Consider the following 17,167-nt stretch of genomic DNA (forward strand, 5'->3'; position numbering starts at 1 on the left):
TTTGGCTGTCTTCAGGATGCACGCTCTTTTGGCCGTGATTTCTTCTCCTGGTATAACCATGAACATAAACATGTGGGCATAAGCCTTTTAACCCCGGCTCAAGTCCACTATGGTCAGGCTGAACAGGTTATCTCCTCCAGAAATCAAGTTCTGAACAAGGCATATATGAAAAACCCCATGAGGTTCAAATACAGACAACCGCAACATTCCCAGCTTCCTTCTGAGGTTTGGATCAACAAACCCAGTACTAAAGAGAATGTTGCTTAAACTATTGTGAAATGTGTCTCACTTTCATTGACACGTTCCGCTGGAGGAAACATAATACAAAATACAAAGAAAAAAGACAGTTTTAGCCGCTGATAAGAGGTTTCTTTTGCCTTTATCTCCGTCAAGCTATGGAGATCTGGGGTTAAATCTCTTCTGGCTTCATTCTTAAGGCATCAAGGGCAAAGAAAGAAGAATTTTGACGCTGATTGGGCTGATTCCCACTGATAAATCAAAGTTCATCTTCGATCAGGTTGTCAGACATCAGCACCCTTTGCCACTTGAGCTTGTCCGGGTTTCCAAAATTTATCACATAGCCAAGAGCCAGGCCGGTGGCTTTGAGATAATTCAGGACCTGGGACAGGTGTGCATCATGAATTTCTTTTTGAGCCTTAAGTTCAACCAGTATGCGGTCATAACAGATCAGGTCGGCAACATATTCATGTGCCAGAGTATGCCCTCGGTAATATACATGCAACGCCTTTTCCGACTCAAAAGGTATACCTTGCTCTGCAAGCTCAATTTTGATGGCATCATGATAAATGACTTCCAGAAAACCTGGACCAAGTTCATTATATACGTCCATGGCAGCACCAATGATGGCGTAGGATTCCTTTTTGTACAGATAATTAGACATGATGTATCTTTATCCGCTAATGGCTTATAAATCAAAATGCAAAGATCAAAGACAATAAGATTTTTTTGCCGCTGATGGCGCTGATTTGCGCTGATAAGAGATTCTTATTTCTTCCATCTGCGGAGATCTGCGAAATCAGCGGTTAAACCTCTTCTGTCCTTAAGATCTTCCGCAGAGCATAAATGCCCTGCTGCTGGAGGAAACATAATACAAAATACAAAGAAAAAAGACAGTTTTAGCCGCTGATTGGGCTGATTCTCGCTGATCAAGAGGTTCTTATTTCTTCCATCTGCGGAGATCTGCGAAATCAGCGGCCAGACTCTTCTGCTTTACTCTCCAAGCATCAAGGCAAAGGATAAGAGTTCTTTTGTCGAGCCATTCAGGCAATGGTCGCCAGATGCACATTGTCCTGAGATCCAGCCAGATTCATCATGGCTTCTGTAAAGCCGGACTGGCTGAAGAAAACATAGTGCTTCTTGGAAACCTCCGGCAAAATAACGCTTTTGGCCTTTTCCTTCAAATGCCAGTAAACATCTGCATCCACAGGTCCTGCAGTATATTTGCACTCACCAAATACAGCATGTTCCAGGTTCTCACTGATGCCTAACAGATCTATCTCCACATCCCTGCTCCACCACCTGCCCGCCTGGATCAGCTGAATGTGCGGCAAATCCCCAAGCCCCTGCTGCATAAGCCACTGCCTGCATATGTCTTCGTACACAAAACTGACATGACTTGACCGGAATTGATCTTTGATCTTTTTAATAACTATTTCAGTATGCTCCATCTCCAGATAGCTTCTGTAGGGATGAACAAACTTGAACCAGAAGCTGATAAAATTGTCTGTAATCCGGTACAGGCCTTTTTTGCTTTTTTCCGGATTCTTTTCCGTGACCGGAACTTCTCTGACAATCAGATCCAGTTCCTGCAGAGTTTTGAGATATTTTGTCAGCCCGGACTGGTTAAGACCCAGGGCAGAAGCGATCTTGCCCAGCTTTCTGTTCCCAGCTGCAATGGTTTTGATCAGGGAAAAATAGGTTCCTGTTTCACCAAATTCTTTTTCCAGTAAAAACACCGGCTCTTCAAATAAAAAACTCTGCTTGGACAGGATATTTTTTTCCATGGCCTGAAAAATGTCCGGGTCTGGTGAAAACAGTTCAATATATTTGGGCACCCCCCCGGTCACAGCATAGTATTCAATAAGGTTGATGTCCTCGGACTGCCTGAAAAAAAGTCCATAATCCTGAAACCCGATCTGATCCAGCCTGATCTGCCCGGTCCGTCTGCCATACAGCGGACTGGAATAGGAGAGGGTCTGCTCGACCATCATGCCCACGAGAGAACCGCAGAGAATGACCATGACCCTGGACTCGGCCAGCATCTGATCCCAGATTTTTTGAAAAATCGAAGGAAAGGATACCCTGGCCTTTCCCAGGTATTGAAACTCATCAATGGCAATAATCTTCTTTTTATCCGGCTGATGCTTGTTAAGTACGGAAAAGATCTCATCCCATTCCAGCAGGACATCTTTTTTCAACAAGGGATTATGGGTGAAATCCGAGACTGCGTGCTGGAAATTCCTCCTGTTTTCCCGCTCTGATTCTTCTGTAGCCACAAAATAAAAAACATTCTTTTCCTGAATGAACTGCTTGATCAGGGTGGTTTTTCCTATCCTTCGACGACCATAAAGGATTACCAACGAGGCCCTGTCCTGGGCAAACTCATCCTCAAGAAATTGAATTTCCTTGTTTCTGCCAACAAAATGAGTCATGTCAAAACCATACTCACCCACATTGCCCCTGTCAATTATTATAATTTAATTTATTATAATGAAATTTATCTTTACCGGTGTTGGGCTGGATCGACTCTTGCCTTGGTAAAAAAAGCTCGGTTCCTGAGCATAGGGATACGTCCAGCCAGCCGCAGCTGCCAGGAATGGTGGTTTTCATGGTCAGACCTACAGGCCCTCAGGGCAGGTCCAAAATACTTTGGCACCCCCATGAAATCCCCTGGAGGGGACTCCGGCTCCATTAAGGTGACCATAGGGTGACCCCAAGTGGTTCCGTATCAGTGCCCGGTGACAGCTGCGCCTCACACTGCTAAACAAGGCCTGCTCAAGGCTGCTACTCATGCCAAAGGCAAGGCGTCTTGAAATATTTGGCAGATAATGGAACCTCTTATCAGCGTCAATCAGCGTGATCTGCGGTTAAACCTCTTCTGTCCTTGAAATCTTCCGCAGAGCATAGGTGCCCTGCTGCCGGGAATAGGAAAAAAGCAAAGAGCAAAGAAATTTTTTGCCGCTGATGGCGCTGATTCCCGCTGATCATCCTTATTTCCTATGAGGATTTCCTAATACCAGTCCACTGGGTAAAAATTATGATTTTAATAGATAAAAAACCAACAAAAAAACTTGTCTTTGTAACTCATTTTTCTTGTCTTTGTAACTGCCAATTACTTGTCTTTGTAACTCCTCTGTCTTTGTCTTTGTAACATAACCGTTTGGCTAAAAAATTAGAAAAACTGAAATCTCTTATTTTTTGCCAAACAAAAATTACTTTTTGAGCCACAAAATTTGCATCAACTATGATGGTCTAAATTGGTTCATTGTGCTTATAGCATAGTATTTAATGTGTAAACTAAAAATTTGAAATGGTTTATAATATGTTCATAAAATCCACTTTAACCGCCCTTGCTTAAATTCTCACATGGTCAATGTCTCACTCTCATTGACACAGAGGGCTGGAGGAAACATAATACAAAGAAATAAGACAGTTTTAGCCGCTGATCAAACTGATCTACGCTGATAGGAGAATTCCTTCTGGCCTTTATCAGGGTCAGCCTGTGAGATCAGCGGCCAGCTTCTTCTGTATTGGCATGGGGGTCAGACCCGCATAAGCTACTCATTTACCTTTCTTCTTGATCGTATGCTTGAACTTGAGCACCGCGAAGTTCAGCTCAACGACTGTTTCCGTATCCGTTGTCTGGAGTTCATCGTCAAGAATCTCGGCAATGATTTCTCCGCTTTTACGCATCAGGGACTGCTGTTCGGCCTTGTCCTGAACAGAGGAAAGGGTCTTGATGTTCCGGGAGAATTCCCTGATCTTGGCAAAAGTTTCAATGATGGCGAACGTTGTCTGGACTGCTTTGGGGCTTTTCAGAATCGTGGCCAGCATGTACAGGCCTTTTTCGGTAAAAGCCTTGGGCGGTACTGATGAGTGCTTAAGGCGTTTGAACCGGTCGAAATTTTCGACCAGTTCACTTTTCTCTTTGTGGGACAGCTCAGTGATGTAGTCCAAAGGAAAGCGGTCGGGATTATTCTTGACAGCCTCGTTGATCCGTTTGGTCTCCACGCCGTAGAGTTCCGCCAGATCACTGTCCAAAATGACCTTGACACCCCGGATTTCCAAAACTTTCGATTCAACGTGCTCGAATTTTACCATGTCCATGCTGATTCCTTCTATGTTAACTCTGCTGCTCAAAGGCTATTGCAGGTTCGGCCTGAGATGCATTCCCTCTGGCCTTTACCAGGGTCAATCAGCGTGATCAGCGGTTAAACCTCTTCTGTCCTTGAGATCTTCCACAGAGCATAGATGCCTTGCTGCTGCTGGAGGAAACATAATACAAAGAAATAAGACAGTTCTAGCCGCTGATGGCGCTGATTCCCGCTGATAAGAGGTTCTTATCTCTTCCATCTGCGGAGATCTGCGAGATCTGCGGCCAAGTCTCTTCTGGCTTCATTCTTGAGGCATCACGGGCAAAGAGTAAGATTTTTTGCCGCTGATCGCGCTGATTCTCGCTGATCAAGAGGTTGCTTGTGCCTTTGTCAGCATCAATATGTCGAGACCTGCGGCCAGACTCTTCTGGCTTCATTCTTAACACACTGAACAGAAAGAAAAAGAGCTATAATCTCTGACAGCACTGACCTGTAACGATCAGGATATTTTAGTTATTCTTATCAGCGTCAATCAGCGTGATCAGCGGTTAAATCTCTTCTGGCTTGAGATCTTCCGCAGAGCATAGGTGTCCTGCTGCCGCTGGAGGAAACATAATACAAAATACAAAGAAAAAAGACAGTTTTAGCCGCTGATGGCGCTGATTTGCGCTGATAAGAGATTCTTATTTCTTCCATCTGCGGAAATCTGCGAGATCAGCGGTTAAACCTCTTCTGCCTTGAAATCTTCCGCAGAGCATAGATGCCCTGCTGCCGAGGATGAAGACATAAAGCAAAAGCATTTTTGCCGCTGATCGCGCTGATTCTCGCTGATCAAGAGGTTGCTTGTGCCTTTGTCAGCATCAATATGTCGAGACCTGCGGCCGGAACCTTCTGGCTTTACTCTCCAAGCATCAAGGGCAAAGAAAGAAGAATTTTGACGCTGATTGGGCTGATTCTCACTGATAAAAGGACTGTATTTCTTCCAGAACAATTTTCCAGACCAAAGAACCAGTTTTCAGGCCGGATAAGCCAGGCTAGAACATCAGTACCACAAGGGCTGCCACAAGAAAGACCATGAATTTTTTGTAAAAATGAGAATTCCTGCGCAGATATGCCCTGTTGAGCAGGAACAGAGGAAATGTCTGAAAAAAGGCAAGCTGCATCAGTCTTCTGAATTCCTGGTCTACATATACTGTGTAGTGCAGGATGATGGGAGCGGTCAGGGCCATGCCCAGCAGAAGGATCTCAAGACTTCCCGGCCAGAGCACCCTGAGTCGCCTGGTGAACATGACCCTGGCTCCGACCAGGACCAGGGCAGCGCCGGAAAGGACTGACATTGCCGGGGTAAACCAGGTCCCAGGACCAAATGCAAGATTCAGAACCAGGATCAGAGTGTAGGTCAGAAAAAAAAGGACTGCATGATTGATCCCGGCCTTGGCTGTGTTCCCTCTCCAGGAAAAAAACAGCAGACCAAAGAGGATGGTGAAGACAATATAGTATTTCAGTTCCAGGGCCAGGCCAGGGGCTGCCAGGCACAACCCGAACAAAACACTCCAGAAGATCAGATAAAGGAGCCTGCTGTTCCGGGAAGTCCAGCCCATGACCTTTCTGCCTATTCTGGATGCCGGGGCAAGCCGCAAAATAAGAGTCAGCTTTCTGTTCTGATTAACACTTAGCTTTTCCACCAGGTAAAGGACCAGATACAAAAATCCATAAATGCCCAGCACCAGGTAGAACTGACTCCATTCAGGCCAGGGCCTGACAAACCAGGCCAGGATGCCCATGCCGAACATCAGGGCGTAGATACTGCTGACCGTAAGCTGATGGCTGAGTCCCATCTTCAGGAGGCGGTGATGAAGATGTTCCCGGTCCGGCCGGACCGGGCTGCGTCCCTGCAGAATCCTCCTGAACATCACATACAGGGTATCGGCCACAGGCAAACTCAGGATGATCAGGGCGGTCACCGGGCCGTAGTCATAAATGGCAGATGCCCCCTGCCCCTGAGTCAGGACGACGGCTGTACAGGCCATGACAAAACCGAGCAAAAGGCTCCCTGAATCGCCCATGAACAGCCTGGCCGGATGGGTGTTGAAGCGGAGAAACCCCAGAATTGTACCCAGAAGGGCAACCAGAATCACCAGGTAATTCCAGTTTTCCTGGGCATAGGCAAAGGGAATAAAAAAGATGCAGGCAATGCCGGCCAGACCCGCAGCCAGGCCGTCCAGGCCGTCGGACAGGTTAAAGGCATTAATAACACCGGTCATGGCTACTATGGTCAGCGCAGGAGAGAACCATCCCGTTGCAATGGAGCCTGTTCCCAGGATGTCCCCCAGATTGGTCACTGTTTTGCCGCTGAGAAGCATGAATACACTAACCGCAGCCACCTGCAGCAGAAACTTGCTCCTGGGCGATATTCCGGACCGGTCATCCATGACTCCGGCCAGAAAGACCAGGCCGGCCCCGCAGATAAAGGCCGCCCCATGGGAGTCCCACCTGAAAAAAAAGACCAGGATGGGGAAAAAGGCGGCTGCCATGGCCAGACCGCCCAGGCGGGGAACGCAGCCCCTATGGACCCTTCTGGAGCAGGGTCTGTCAATTGCGTTCATTTTTCTAGCCACCCGGACCGATACAGGACTAAGGACAAGGGTCAGGCAGAGGCTTGAAAAAAAGACAACTGTCAGGGCAACTGCGCCAGGCAGGGACTGGACCTGGTCAATCACGGCTTTCGCTTCCCTGTCTGAGCTGGAAAACGTACTGCCAGGACCATATCTTAAGCCTTCCTAAGACAAATGACTTTTGTGTTCCCAACATAGCCATTGCATATTTCATCTTAAGTGTGATTACAATGGACCAGGAACCTAAATTTTGGCTTATCCCTCTCCACCGGATGATCAGGGACAGACCAGAGCAGGAAAATTAAAAAGTACCAAAGTACCAAGATCCAGGTCTTTCATACATCCAGGGGCCTGGACAAGGCAGACATCCTGAAGAGGAAGGCTTGATTTCTCAAGACATAAAAGACAGGGAAAAAGAGATTTTAACCTTTCTTATCAGCAAAGATCTGCGTGATCTGCAGCCGGATTTTTCTGGGGCTTCGTTCTTAACACATCAAAGACAAAGAAAAGAGTTTCTTGCCGCTGACTGCCCTGATTCACGCTGATAAGAAGGCTAATTATTCTGGTTCCTGGACATTAATCAGTGGTTTTGACCAAAACCCACGGCTAACGTCGAAGGGCCCAGTCTTTTCAGCCGGCCAGGCAGAATAAAAACCTGGACCCTGGTTTAAGGCCCGTCCTTGATTCTCTTTCGGGCATTGGACACGAACTCAGCCAGAAAGACCCCGAAAATGCCCAGCATCCCGCCTAAAACCATGGACAACGCCAGGACAAGATGGACCCTTGGACTAACTGGCTGCTCTGGATAACCCGGCATGGTCAGGACAAGACTGGGGTAAGCGCGAACTGGATCCAGACCCAGTTCAAAATTCACCTGTAACCCGTTCAGGCTGCTCAGCTCTGTTAGCAGACGGCTCTTTTCCAGGTAGGCCAGAGTTGCTTCCGGACCTGAGAGCGATCCAAACTCAGCAATGGAGTCCAGCATTTCCTGGACCAGCAGGATCTGCTGGCGAACAAAATCCAGCCTCTCCCTGTGAGGCTTTATAAGGCGGTCAAAGATATCCTGATGCTCTTCAAGGGTCTGATTCAATAAGCTCTGGATCAGCTGATACACCTGGTCCTGATCCCTTCCCTGCACCTTGATGGCAAAATTATTCCTGCTTCTGCCTTCCAGACCGGCAGAAGCCAGAAAAGCCTTTTCCATGGCCAGCCCAGAGGCAGACTCTGCAAGCCGGGAAGAGAGCTTGACCCCGTCTTCCATCAGGGTCACACCCCCTGACTGACCAGCAAAAAATTTTTCATCAATCTGGCCGATCATGATTCTGGCTTCTGCTTCATAAATCCTGGGCGCAGCAGCCAGGTATGCCCCGGCCCCTGCAACAGCCAGGACAAAGATCATGACTCCCAGCCACCTCCTGCGCCATAACACCATGACCAGCTCCATCAGGTCGATTTCATCATCATAACTGACTGGTCCTGAGTTTTCCTTACATGTCATCCGAGTTCCCGATTTTTCCATTCCTGCTCCTGATTTGGCAGCAAGTTACAGTCCCGGCATCATTCAGAACTGTTTGCCAGCCTGTCTCTAGTCTTGACCAAAAAATTTAAACGTAATTTTAAGCAAAGAGTCCTCTCTGTTGCGTAAAGAACCCTCTTATTTGACCTGTCCAGGCTTGGGGCTGCAGGACAGAAAAAATAAAAACCCGGGAAAGAGATATAGTATTCATATCCATCAAGCCGGGGTATATAGAACAACCTGCTCGCCTCAGGGAAGAGGCCCTAATTTCATTCCTGCAACCAGTGGGAATGAAAAAATACCTTTTCCCGGTCTCTGTGGCGAGAGAAATCCCAACCAAGCCGTTTGTATGATTTTAGGCTTTACTTCCCTGGCATGAACATGTGAATCCCAGGAGCCTTGTTTAAAAATATTCAAGTTTTTTTTCAAGCAGTATTCAGCCGTTATAGTTTCGCTCTGACCTCTTTTCACCCATCTGTACCCTATCACTGGACAGATGGGGTTTCTACCGGTTCAGATGGATGCCGGGTTCACAATGACAAAGAAAAATCGCTTCAATTCAGGATCAAAATTCCCTGGGTTCAGGACCAAGAAGGACATCTCAAGAGCCATTTGTTAAGTAGCATGAAATTCGGGCCAATGTATGGCACAAGCCTAAGCCCCATTACCCGAGCCATCAGTTCACTCTTTATTCTTGTACAATCAGGTCATTTTTATTATGAGCATCCTAGTTGAATGACTAAAGCTGATCATCAGGTCTCTTTTTTGCCGATACATCAAGAAAAGGAATAATCGCCATGAAACATGAACTCCTGGAAAAGCTGAACAGCGGTCAGGCCAAGATCGGGATCATCGGCCTGGGTTATGTGGGACTGCCCCTGGCTCTTCGCTACCTGGAAGTGGGATATCCGGTCCTGGGGCTGGACATAGACCAGAACAAGGTGGACATGATCCTGGAGGGTCAGAGCTATATCAAGCACATCCCGGCCCAGCCCATTGCCAGGGCGGTCCAGGCCGGAACCCTTGAGGTCTCCACCGACTTTTCCAGGGCTGCAGAGGCTGACGCCCTGATCCTTTGCGTACCCACCCCCCTGGACAAGCACCGGGAGCCGGATTTAAGTTATGTTATTTCTTCCATGGAGGAGATCCTGCCCCACTTAAGGCATGAACAGGTCATTTCCCTGGAGTCCACCACCTATCCCGGGACCACTGAAGAAGAACTGAGACCCCGGCTGGAGCAGATGGGCTTTGTGGTGGGGCAGAACATCTATCTGGTCTATTCTCCGGAACGCGAGGACCCGGGCAACCCGGACTTCAACACCCGGACCATCCCCAAGGTCTGCGGCGGTTCCACTGTGGACTGCCTGGAAGTGGGCCTGGCCCTGTACGGCAAGGTCATTGACCGGGTCATTCCGGTCTCTTCCACTGGCACGGCAGAAGCAGTCAAGCTCATGGAAAACATTTTCAGAAGCGTGAATATCGCCCTGGTCAATGAGCTTAAGACAGCCTTCATGAAGATGGACATCGACATCTTTGAGGTGGTCAGGGCCGCTTCCACCAAGCCCTTTGGATACATGCCCTTTTATCCTGGACCAGGCCTTGGCGGACATTGTATACCCATTGACCCCTTTTATCTGACCTGGAAGGCCAGGGAGTATGATGTGGCCACCAGGTTCATTGAACTGGCCGGTGAAATCAACACCTCCATGCCCTACTTCGTAGTCCAGAGGGCCTCGGAAGTGCTTAATGAAAATGCAAAACCCCTGAAAAACTCCCGCATTCTGCTCATGGGCCTGGCCTACAAGGCCAATGTAGATGATGACCGTGAGTCCCCCACCTACCGGATCATGGAACTCCTGGAACAAAAGGGAGCAGAAGTCTTCTACAACGACCCCTTTGTCCCGGTAATAAAGCCGTCCAGGGAATACGCCCGTTATGCAGGACGAAAATCCGTGCCTGTGGACATCAGCGGATACGACCTGATCATTCTATGTACTGCCCATGACCAGTACCGGGACATCCAGGCCACCAGTTTCAAGACCCCGGTCCTGGACACCAGAGGCTTTTTCCAGGAAATACCCGGCCTGATCTTCAGGGCCTAGCAGGAGGCAGAATCTTGAAGTGTCCCAACACCGTCCCTTACCGGGGAAATATCAATTGCAGCCGCAGGGAGGATCTGCTTAACCAGAAAAGCATGGTCCTGTGGTTCACCGGCCTGTCCGGATCAGGCAAATCCACCATTGCCCATGCAGTTGAGGAAAGGCTGCACCAGCTGGGCCGGCTGACCTATGTCTTTGACGGAGACAATGTCCGCCAGGGGCTTTGCAGTGACCTGAGTTTTTCCCCTGAGGGCCGGGCTGAGAACCTGCGCCGCATTTCCGAGATGGTCAAGCTCTTTCTGGATGCCGGAATCATCTGCCTGACCGCCTTTATCTCGCCTTTGCAGGCAGACCGGGACCGCTGCAAAAGCCTGATCAATTGTGCCAAGTTCTTTGAAGTCTATGTCAAATGTCCCCTGGAAGTCTGTGAACAGCGGGATGTCAAAGGACTCTACAAGCTGGCCAGGCAGGGCAAGATTAAAAACTACACCGGCATTTCAGCTCCTTATGAAGAGCCGGATAGCCCGGACCTGATTCTGGAAACCCATAACTGCTCCCTGGATGAGTGCGTGGATCAGGTGGTGAACTTTGTGCTTAACGCCCAGGACAGCCCTGGATCCGGAAATCAGGGGCAGCCAGCCGAACTCTGATCCCTGACCACCCTGCGGATGACCCTGATCAGCTCTGTCAATGGATAGGGTTTGGCCAGGACCTCCACAAAGCCGTATTCCAGATATCCAGCCATGACCGGATCATGACTGTACCCGCTGGATACCACTGCCTTGACCCCCGGATCCATCTCCTTGAGCCTGGTCATGGCTTCCAGTCCTCCCATACCCCCCGGGACCGTCAGATCCATGATCACCACCTGATAAGACCGGCCCTGGTTCAGGGCTGCTTCATACTTTTCCACAGCCTCCAGTCCATGGGCTGCCACATCTACTTCAAACCCTTCAGCCTGCAGCAGTTCCTGCACAGACTCCCTGATCATCTCCTCATCATCCATGAACAGGACCCGGGCCGTAGTATCCTTCATATCCTGGTCATCCAGCCCTGGTTCCTGGATTTCCGGGCCAACCCCGGCAGGAAGATACAGGGTAAAGGTTGCTCCCCGGCCCTGTTCAGACCAGACCCGGACATGGCCGTCATGCTGCTTGACAATGGAGTAGACAATGGACAGGCCCAGGCCTGTGCCAGTGGCCCTGGTGGTGAAATAGGGGTCAAATATCTTGGAAAGATTAACCTCCGGAATACCCTCACCACTGTCTGTCAGAGACAGAGTCACATACCTGCCGGGCTTCAGAGGGATATCCTTTTGGGTTCCGGTCAGATCCAGATTGGTCCCCTGAACCTGGATGGCTCCGCCATCTTCCATGGCCTGGACCGAATTAAGGACCAGATTGTTGATAACCTGGCTGATCTGGCCTGGATCAACATGAACCATCCACAGATCCTCGGGCAGGGTGAAATCCGGCTTGACCCTGGTCCCGGCCAGAATGAACTCTACTGATGAACGGACCAGATCTCCCGGAGAAACCCAGCGCCTGACCGGAGCACCGCCTTTGGCAAAGGTCAAAAGCTGCCTGGTCAGATCACTGGCCCGCAAGCAGGCCTTTTCAGCCTGATCAAGTTTGGCCAGGGTATTTTCCAGTCCATGGGGCAGATGAATCCTGGCCAGATTGATGTGACTGCCGATGGCTGTGAGGATGTTGTTGAAGTCATGGGCCAGTCCCCCGGCAATCAGACCCAGAGACTCCAGCTTCTGGATCTTCAGCATGTCCTGTTCCATTTTGCGCTGTCCAGACACATCCCTGATGATCAGGATGCTCCCTTTGATATCTCCCTGAAAATCTCTGATAGGGGCACAACTGATGGCCACAAAGACCTCTTGACCGTCCTGATGGATGATCCTGGTGTTTCCAGCCATCTGAACCACATCGCCTGCGGCCAGGGCCTGAAGGGCCGGGTTTTCAACAGGCTGGCCGGCATCGACGTCCAGGGTCTGCAGGACTTCTTCCAGGTCCCGGTCTTCTGAGTCAGCCTTTGTGACCCCGATGATCTCTTCAGCCGCCGGGTTGATCAGCACCACCCTGGCCCGGATGTCCGTGACTATGACCCCGTCCCCGATGGAGCGCAGGGTAACGTCCAGCTGCTCCTTTTCCATGGCCAGCCTGGCCTCTGTCCGCTGCCGTTCCAGAACTTCCTGCTTCAGCGCCCTGTTTTTATCCAGAATCTCCCGGGTCCGGTTGATTACGGTTTCTTCAAGCTCCCGGTTGAATTCCTCAAGCCTGATCCTGTTCTCTTCCAGTCTGGCTGAATATCGATTTTTCTCTTCAATGGCCCGGTTCAGGTCCTGATGCTTTTTTTCCAGTCTGGAGGTCATTTCATTAAAGGCTCCGGCCAACTCACCCAGCTCGTCCTTCCTGTTGATGTCCACCCTCTGGTGCAGATCACCCTGGGCCACGGAACCAACACTGCTGGTCAATCTTCTTAGCGGGTTGATAAATGAAGCGGCTGTGACAAAACCCATGAGCAGGGCCACACCAAAGGCGGCCATGGAACTCAGGGTAATAAACCTGATTCCTTGAGATATGTTCTGGCTGATTATGGACGGGTCCAGGCTTACAGCCAGCAGGGCCAGGGATTCATCCTGGCTGCTTTTCAGGTCTGAATAGGCTACGGCCAGTTGGCTGCCGGCCAGCTGTTTGTAAAAAGGCCCCCTGTTTCGGTCCAGGGCAGACTGATCTGGTTCATCCCTCCAGAACCGGGTCACAAAAACACCCTGCTCATCCTGGAGGGTGCTGACCATCAGGCCCTGTCCGGACAGAGGAATGATGCTCAAATCCGTCAGAACCTGCTCCTTGATTGACTGCAGAAACCGGACCGTCACCGGAAAGGTGACCACCACCGCTCCCACGGGTTCCATGGTCCCGGGCTCAATCACTGGAACTGCGGACTGGACAGCCAGGCCCTTGCCCAGCAGACGCAGATCGGTCTGGACATTGAGTTCCAGGACCTCCTTGAGCAAGGGATCAGCCCTGGACAGAAAATATTCATCAATACCTGCCTGCTGAGCAAAACTCCGGCCCAGAAGAGCCCTGTCCCTGTCAAACACTTCCACCAGGCCCAAAAACCAGAAATCCCGGGAGGCATCCAGGAAACCCTGAATCTCTTCCTCAGGCATGGTTCTGACAATTGTCGCCAGATGCTGGGCCAGGGTTTCAGCCTGTCTGATATGCCTGATCAGAACCAGCTCAGCCTTGTGCAGGGAATTGAGCAGGTCCTGGTGCAGCACCTCCCGGTCCCGCTCTACATACATGTGCATGCTCCCCAGGCTGACCAGGGCCATGGGGATGATAACAGCCAGCACCAGGGTGATGGACAGCCTGGTCCGAATGGACAGCCTCCTGGAGTATTTCCAAAAATCCCTGATCACCCTTACTCTCCAACCGGCTTGATTGCTGCAGAATGGAGCCGCAGAATGCCATTGGGCTGGACAATGATCCCTGTCACGTTTCCGTGGGCAGCCACTACCAGGTTGGGATGGGCCAGGGGAATCAGGGGAATTTCCTGGCTGATCAATTCCTGCATGGCGTAAAGGAGCTGGGTTCGTTCCCCCGAGTCCAGACTGGCCCTGGCCTGATCCAGCAGTCTTCCCATTACAGGGCTTTGCCAGAAGGTGACATTGGTGGCCCTGCCTGGCGTGGTATTGTCCGGACCCAGGTTTGAATCCAGAAAATGAACTGGATCCCCTGTCTGGGGACTCCAGCCCAGCAGGGCCAGGTCATGCCTGCCTTCAACTATGCCCTGCACAAAAGACACCCAGTCCATGGCCATGATCTGGACCTGAATTCCGGATTCAGCCAGGCCTGCCTTAATAAGCCTGGCCGCTTCCACCGGCCTGGGCAGATACGGTCTGGCCGAATCCATGACCCACAGATTAGCCTTAAAACTCCCTGGCAGTCCTGCCTCCATCAGGAGTTCCCGGGCCCCGGCCGGATCATACCCGTTGCCCTCCAGATCCTGGCGGAAGCCCTCCATGGACGGGGGAAGCAGTCCAGAGGCAGGAACTCCGTGGCCCTGATAAAGGTATTTAACCAGGCCCTCCTTATTGATGGACCGGCTTATGGACCTGCGCACCAGGATATTGTCCAGGGGCGGCCTGTCAACATTCATGACCAGAAAGGATGTGCTCATGCCGGGTCTGGTGAACAGACGGATATCCGCCAGCCTGGTCAGGCGGGGCATATCTGTAGGTTCGATTCCGTCCAGCACGTGGATATCCTGGTTTTTAAAGGCCAGGAAACGATCCATGTTGTCCGGAAAAAATCTGTACACTACCCGGTCCAGGATGGGAGCCGGACCCCAAAAGGATGGATTTTTTTCCAGGATGACCTCCCCCCTGTCCAGGCCGTGGACATGCCTGAAGGGGCCGGTGCCCACGGGACTGGAGCCGAAGTCCGGGCCATGTTTCTCCACAGCCCCGGGACTGACCATGGCAGTCCCGGGATGAGCCAGATCGCTTAACACCGAGTCTGACGGATCATGGAACTCCAGGAGCAGAGTCAGCCGGTCCAGGACATTGATCCTCTGGATGTTTTTTCTGATTCCAGCCTCCAGGGCTGAGTCTTCCAGAAAATAAGGATGGTTCGGATCTGTCAGTCTGGCCAGGGAAAAGGCTGCAGCTTCAGCGTCAAACTCTGTTCCGTCATGAAAAAAAACTCCCGGCCGCAGAAAAAATATCCAGCTCCCCTTTTCTGGAGTGACAGCCCAGGACTGGGCCAGCCCCGGCTCCAGCCCTGTCCCGTTGTCCTCAACCCTGACCAGGGTTTCAAAAATATGGCTGCTGATCTGGGAGGACTCCCTGTCTCTGGCCAGGGCCGGGTCCAGGCTGACGGGCCGGACGCTCCTGCCCATGATCAGGGTCTGCTGGGGATCAGACCCGGCCTGAACCGGCAAAGCCGGCAGGACCAGGAACATGCAGAGGATCCATACAGCTGAATTCTTTTTCAATGGTCTCACCTGCTCACCGGTCAAGCCAGGCCTGGTAGTAGCGGTGCACCCCGGTGGGATGATAAACAATGTCCCTGGCCTCGGACCTTCTGGCCAGGACCTGGCGGGCATAAGCCAGGGGAACCCACGGGGCCTTTCTGTGGATTACTTCCTGCAATTCCCTGTAGTATCCGGCCCGGATCTCCATATCCATATCTTCTCTGGCCAGGGCCATGAGTTCCTGAGCCCTGGAATCCTCAAAAAAGGAAATATTGCTGGCCCTGGGCGGGACAGCATTACGGGCGTCAAAAAGGTTGTAAAAGAAATTGTCCGGATCCCCTGTGCCGATCCAGCCCAGCAGGGCCAGGTCATGCTCTCCATTGTACAGTCTGGCCAGATACTCGCTCCAGTCAAAGGTCCTGATCTCGGCCCTGATCCCCACCACGTCCAGGTTGGCCTGGATAACCCGGGCGGTCCTTTCCGGATCAGGCATATAGGGCCGGGCCGTTCTGGTGGTCCAGATGGTTGTGGCAAATCCCTTTTCCAGGCCTGCCTGGGCCAGAAGAAGCCCGGCCTTTTCCGGATCATGCTCCCAATCCCGGATCTGGTGGTTGTATCCCCACATGGTGGGAGGTATAGGATTCCGGGCCGGTTCGCCCAGGTCCCGGAACAAAAGCCTGACCAGGGCCTGCTTGTTGATTGAGTGATTGACAGCCTGCCTGACCAGGGGATTGCTCCAGGGATGCCTGGACGTATTCATGGCCAGATAACCCACGTTCAGCCCGGTAACATAGTCCAGCTCAAGGTCTGGCCTTCTTGTCAGATCCTGGACATCTTCAGGATTAATTCCGTCCATGCAGTGGACGCTTCCGGTTTTCAGAGCCAGAAGGCGATCCCTGTTATCGGGCATGACCAGGAAAACCACCTGATCAAGATAAGGCCTGCCCCTCCAGTAATCCGGGTTCCGGCTCAGGGTGATTCTTTTGCCCTGTTCCCAGTCCTGGAACACGAACGGACCTGTGCCCACTGGGTGGCGGTAAAATTCATCTCCCAGTTTTTCTACGGCTAACGGGCTGACAATAAAAGATGAATGCCTGGCCAGAAGATCCAGAAACGGAGCATATGGACGGTTCAGAGTCACCCTGACTGTTTTTTCATCCAGAGCCTTGACCCTGCTCACCACCTCCCAGGCAGTATCCATGCGCTGGAAGTCTTCACTGAAATAGGGATGCTCAGGATCAATCTTGCGCAAAAAGGAAAATTCCACAGCCCGGGCATTGAAATCAGACCCGTCGTGAAAGCGGACTCCGGAGCGCAGGTGAAAGATCCATTCCAGATTGTCCGGAGATCTTTCCCATTTTTCTGCCAGGGCCGGCTCAACCGCTGTCGAGTGGTTGGCATAGCGGACCAGACCGTCAAAAATGTTTTCAATGACCATGGCTGACTCATTGTCCAGGAACCTGGCCGGATCCAGATAAGTAGAATCCGCACTCCTGGCAATGATCATGGTGCCTCCGGGCCTGGGCTTGTCACCGGCCAGAACCCAGGATCCCAGAAGCCCGACCAAAAAAACATGGACCATCAGTTGAAATATGATTTTTTTCATAGCCA

At 51.1% G+C, this 17,167-nt stretch carries 11 protein-coding genes; 3 read left to right on the plus strand and 8 right to left on the minus strand.

Annotated features, from left to right (window positions below; all coding sequences use genetic code 11):
- Window positions 1–496 precede the first annotated feature (496 nt).
- The 4 genes from P771_RS0101175 to P771_RS18050 all read right to left on the minus strand — a co-directional run bounded on the left by P771_RS0101175 (window position 497) and on the right by P771_RS18050 (window position 7,054).
- Window positions 497–901, minus strand: a complete 405-nt coding sequence (locus P771_RS0101175; RefSeq protein ID WP_028573692.1) for a GxxExxY protein — start codon at window positions 899–901, stop codon at window positions 497–499.
- 379 nt (window positions 902–1,280) lie between these two features.
- Entirely contained in the window at window positions 1,281–2,672 is a 1,392-nt protein-coding gene (locus P771_RS0101180; protein ID WP_028573693.1) for an ATP-binding protein, read from the minus strand.
- Window positions 2,673–3,801: 1,129 nt separating this feature from the next.
- On the minus strand, window positions 3,802–4,347 hold the full coding sequence (locus P771_RS0101190; protein ID WP_028573695.1) for an ORF6N domain-containing protein: 546 nt from the start codon (window positions 4,345–4,347) through the stop codon (window positions 3,802–3,804).
- Window positions 4,348–5,368: 1,021 nt separating this feature from the next.
- Complete coding sequence (locus P771_RS18050) at window positions 5,369–7,054, minus strand: glycosyltransferase family 4 protein (RefSeq protein WP_051617026.1); 1,686 nt, start codon at window positions 7,052–7,054, stop codon at window positions 5,369–5,371.
- 278 nt (window positions 7,055–7,332) lie between these two features.
- Here P771_RS18050 and P771_RS18875 point away from each other — a divergent pair, with 278 nt between their 5' ends.
- Window positions 7,333–7,494, plus strand: a complete 162-nt coding sequence (locus tag P771_RS18875; protein WP_153304073.1) for a hypothetical protein — start codon at window positions 7,333–7,335, stop codon at window positions 7,492–7,494.
- Window positions 7,495–7,616: 122 nt separating this feature from the next.
- Here the strand turns inward: P771_RS18875 and P771_RS0101215 are convergent, their stop codons facing one another.
- A complete protein-coding gene (locus tag P771_RS0101215; RefSeq protein ID WP_028573697.1) occupies window positions 7,617–8,468 on the minus strand; it encodes a Wzz/FepE/Etk N-terminal domain-containing protein in 852 nt (283 codons plus the stop codon).
- A 794-nt stretch (window positions 8,469–9,262) separates the two neighbouring features.
- Here P771_RS0101215 and P771_RS0101225 point away from each other — a divergent pair.
- Complete coding sequence (locus tag P771_RS0101225) at window positions 9,263–10,567, plus strand: nucleotide sugar dehydrogenase (protein WP_028573698.1); 1,305 nt, start codon at window positions 9,263–9,265, stop codon at window positions 10,565–10,567.
- A gap of 14 nt (window positions 10,568–10,581) precedes the next feature.
- Window positions 10,582–11,214: an adenylyl-sulfate kinase gene (cysC, locus tag P771_RS16035; RefSeq protein WP_035243761.1), complete on the plus strand. Its 633-nt coding sequence runs from the start codon at window positions 10,582–10,584 to the stop codon at window positions 11,212–11,214.
- Here cysC and P771_RS18055 read toward each other — a convergent pair.
- The 3 genes from P771_RS18055 to P771_RS0101245 are packed head-to-tail and all read right to left on the minus strand — an operon-like array spanning window position 11,190 to window position 17,162.
- Window positions 11,190–14,000: a hybrid sensor histidine kinase/response regulator gene (locus P771_RS18055; protein WP_051617027.1), complete on the minus strand. Its 2,811-nt coding sequence runs from the start codon at window positions 13,998–14,000 to the stop codon at window positions 11,190–11,192. The two genes, cysC and P771_RS18055, sit on opposite strands and share 25 nt — an antisense overlap.
- 2 nt (window positions 14,001–14,002) lie before the next feature.
- Window positions 14,003–15,577 carry an ABC transporter substrate-binding protein gene (locus P771_RS0101240; protein ID WP_028573699.1) on the minus strand — a complete coding sequence of 525 codons (1,575 nt, stop codon included), beginning with the start codon at window positions 15,575–15,577 and terminating at the stop codon, window positions 14,003–14,005.
- 13 nt (window positions 15,578–15,590) lie between these two features.
- A complete protein-coding gene (locus P771_RS0101245; RefSeq protein WP_028573700.1) occupies window positions 15,591–17,162 on the minus strand; it encodes an ABC transporter substrate-binding protein in 1,572 nt (523 codons plus the stop codon).
- Window positions 17,163–17,167: the final 5 nt, after the last annotated feature.

The sequence above is a fragment of the Desulfonatronovibrio hydrogenovorans DSM 9292 genome (assembly GCF_000686525.1).
Classification (GTDB): Bacteria; Desulfobacterota; Desulfovibrionia; order Desulfovibrionales; family Desulfonatronovibrionaceae; genus Desulfonatronovibrio; species Desulfonatronovibrio hydrogenovorans.